Source organism: Acidiphilium sp., assembly GCF_049977125.1.
In the GTDB taxonomy this organism is placed as follows: domain Bacteria; phylum Pseudomonadota; class Alphaproteobacteria; order Acetobacterales; family Acetobacteraceae; genus Acidiphilium.
Genome location: NZ_JBMFGY010000271.1, coordinates 1 through 2,793, shown reverse-complemented (window position 1 = coordinate 2,793; position 2,793 = coordinate 1). Strand labels below are relative to the sequence as shown.

The window sequence follows — 2,793 nt, the reverse complement described above, 5'->3', positions numbered from 1 at the left end:
GTTGTCGATAAATGCAGGGAGTTTGCATTCAAATTAGTGAAAACTTCAGCCTAAAGGGGGGCCTTCTTCGCTCTCGGTGCAATCTGGGATGGCCTTCTGAATTTTTGGCTGACAAGCCGAACGGATTAATTCTCTGGTACGATGCACCGTGCCTCGATTTGGAGGTTCTGAGTGTCTTGCGTGGCGATCAATCGTGTATCGTGTTGATCGTGGGACAGGCTCGTGCCGCAACCTGCCCATTCTGCGGTGCGCGATCACGACACAATCTCTGTTGGCAGACGCTCCATGACCTTGCTGCCCAGCGGAGGGAAGTGACGATCCGCACTTGCCTCGTTCTTGCTGGCGAAGCCGGAGCAAGTACTATGGACACCGGATCTTCCCTGAGCGTGCGCCTGCGCTTACCGCGCACTTTATCAGCTAAACCACCCAACTGGCGGAAATCTTTGCGGATGTTCAGGTTCAGCAGCGGGGGACTGACATCCGAGCGGCTGCCGATAAGACTCGACATGAGGGCCAGAATCCATTGTCACAGCCAAAAAAAATTAATGACGGCAGCATCCGATCACGCGACGACCCACGCCAGATCTTGATTGTCCCAGATTCACAATTTTCCTCGGCGAGGTGCTTCTCAATCGATGGGATGTAGGGAGCGAGGTAGGTCAACGATCCGTTAGGCGCAGAACTTATCTGGGTCGTCATGAGCGATCTCTATATCGACGGAGCACCGACGGGGCACGACGGGGCACGACGGGGCGCGGGTGAACAAGTTGGCTCGGTTGCAAGAGTTGATGATTACAGTCGGGATTGGAAAGTATGAGCCATGGCATTCCCACCCCACTCCCCGGCTATGCTGGGTAAGTAAGTTGCTGGCGCGTTGCCGGAGGTGGCGTCCACTTCATCAGAAATACTTACGGCTTGGCCGGTACCAATGACATATCAGCCAAGGATTTTTCATTGAGCGCCTCGAGGAAAGCGGTTTTCGCTCGGCTGAGCGTATGGCGCAACCGACACGCCGGCTGCAGGTTGCAATGTCCACCATCGCCACGGAAACATTCGACCATGACTTGATCGCGCTCGAGATAGCACACCACGTCTCCGATCCGGATTTCTCCGGGCGGCTTCGCGAGACGGACGCCACCGGCGGGTCCGCGGGAACTGAGAAGGTAGCCGCCGGCCACGAGATCCATCAGAATTTTTGCCAGATGATGGCGCGACACGTCGAGACGGATGGCAAGCATCGCCGCCGATTGTACCTGCTCGGGATCAATCGCGAGCAACATCAGGGCACGGAGCCCGTAATCTGTATAGTTGGTAAGCGTCACCAGCGTTCATTATCCACCTTATCAGGTATTGACAATACCTATTCGTGGGAGGCATTTTACGTATCGTAAATGCGTATATAGCCAACTGACGGAGTAGCTCATGCAGGACGACGGAATCGACGAACCGATAATCGAACGGCAAGTGCATGCTTTCTACGGGACGGCAAGGCGCGATCCGCTCATCGGTCCTGTTTTTGAGGCCAGGGTTCATGACTGGGATCATCATCTCGGTCGCATGTGCGCATTCTGGTCCTCGGTTGCGCTGATGAGCGGTCGCTACAGCGGTTCGCCAATGCAAGCTCACGCGCCATTGCCCATCGAGGCCGCGCATTTCGGAAGATGGCTAGAACTCTGGACCGAAACCGCGCGGGAACAATGTCCGCCGGAAGCCGCCGATCGTTTTATCCTACTCGCCAGGCGGATCGCCCGCAGCCTTGAACATGGTATCGCCGTGCATCGCGGTGAAATGCCGATTCCATCTCATCCCAATCAGGAGACAATCCATGTCCAAGCAGATTGAAATGCCCGCCGATGCCGGTCTGTTAAACGCACCTGTCGGCCAGATCGCTGCCAACCGAGCGGGAGCGGCTTCGGTATTTCAGAGCTTCGGCATTGATTTCTGTTGCCAGGGCAAGCGCACACTGACCGAGGCGCTGGCCGAGCAGGGGATTGCACCGCAACCCGTTCTCGCGGCCCTCCTGAGCACCGCCGTTGAACCGCTCGACGACTGGCGGGAGGCATCCACACCGACGCTGATTGACCATATCAAAATGCGCTACCACGCGGTCCATCTAGCCGAGCTGCCTAACTTGCGTAATCTTGCAGCCAAGGTCGAGACGACACACCGGAAGCACCCCGCCATGCCTGCCGGCCTGGCGGAACTACTGGCACGACTGATCGCCGAGATCCGCCTGCATCAGCAGCGAGAGGAAGTCGCACTGTTTCCGCTGCTCGCCCAGGGCGGCGGCGACATTGCGCGCACTGCCATCCAAGTCATGCGGGTCGAGCACGATGATCACGGCGCGGCGCTGACGCGGATCGAGGCGATCACGGGCGGCCGGGTTACACCGCAAGGCGCCTGTGCGACTTGGCGGGCTCTCTATCTTGGCCTCGACAAGTTTCATGACGATCTGACGATGCATGTTCATCTGGAGAACAATATCCTTTTCCCGCGTTTCGAGACAATGGAAGAGTCCGAGAATGGCAGTCCAGCATCAGGACGCAATCACTAACGAGCGACTTGACGTTGCCACCCAGAAGCTGATCCGTACCCGAATGCTTGAGACGAATGCAATGCTCACCGGTCTCGCCGTCGGGAACGTTTTGATATGCACTGTCTCTACATCTCTGACGAGCGGACCCCACAGAGGGGCGTCCGACCTCGATCTATCAGGCGGTCGCGACCGAGATTAACAATCGAGCGGCGCAGATGGGCTCATTGGTAGGACCGATACAGTCGCCGATCGCTGTA

General features: G+C 57.3%; 3 protein-coding genes. 2 read left to right on the top strand and 1 reads right to left on the bottom strand.

The window, feature by feature from the left end; translation table 11 throughout:
* Nucleotides 1-908: 908 nt before the first annotated feature.
* Complete coding sequence (locus ACP5E6_RS17945) at nt 909-1,322, bottom strand: RrF2 family transcriptional regulator (protein WP_427956587.1); 414 nt, start codon at nt 1,320-1,322, stop codon at nt 909-911.
* A gap of 100 nt (nt 1,323-1,422) precedes the next feature.
* On the opposite strand from ACP5E6_RS17945, the gene ACP5E6_RS17940 reads away from it, so the two are divergent.
* Both ACP5E6_RS17940 and ric read left to right on the top strand, forming a co-directional pair.
* Nucleotides 1,423-1,842 (top strand): group III truncated hemoglobin, encoded by a 420-nt coding sequence (locus tag ACP5E6_RS17940; RefSeq protein ID WP_427956584.1) that lies wholly within the window; start codon nt 1,423-1,425, stop codon nt 1,840-1,842.
* The gene (gene ric, locus ACP5E6_RS17935; RefSeq protein ID WP_427956581.1) at nt 1,826-2,554 is read left to right on the top strand and encodes an iron-sulfur cluster repair di-iron protein; all 729 of its coding nucleotides are present in this window, start codon (nt 1,826-1,828) and stop codon (nt 2,552-2,554) included. Before ACP5E6_RS17940 ends, ric begins: the two co-directional genes overlap by 17 nt.
* Nucleotides 2,555-2,793: the final 239 nt, after the last annotated feature.

Excerpts from the sequence above, each read along its gene's own strand:
- ACP5E6_RS17940 (WP_427956584.1), top strand. The coding sequence starts at position 1,423 with ATGCAGGACGACGGAATCGACGAACCGATAATCGAACGGCAAGTGCAT.
- ric (WP_427956581.1), top strand. The coding sequence starts at position 1,826 with ATGTCCAAGCAGATTGAAATGCCCGCCGATGCCGGTCTGTTAAACGCA.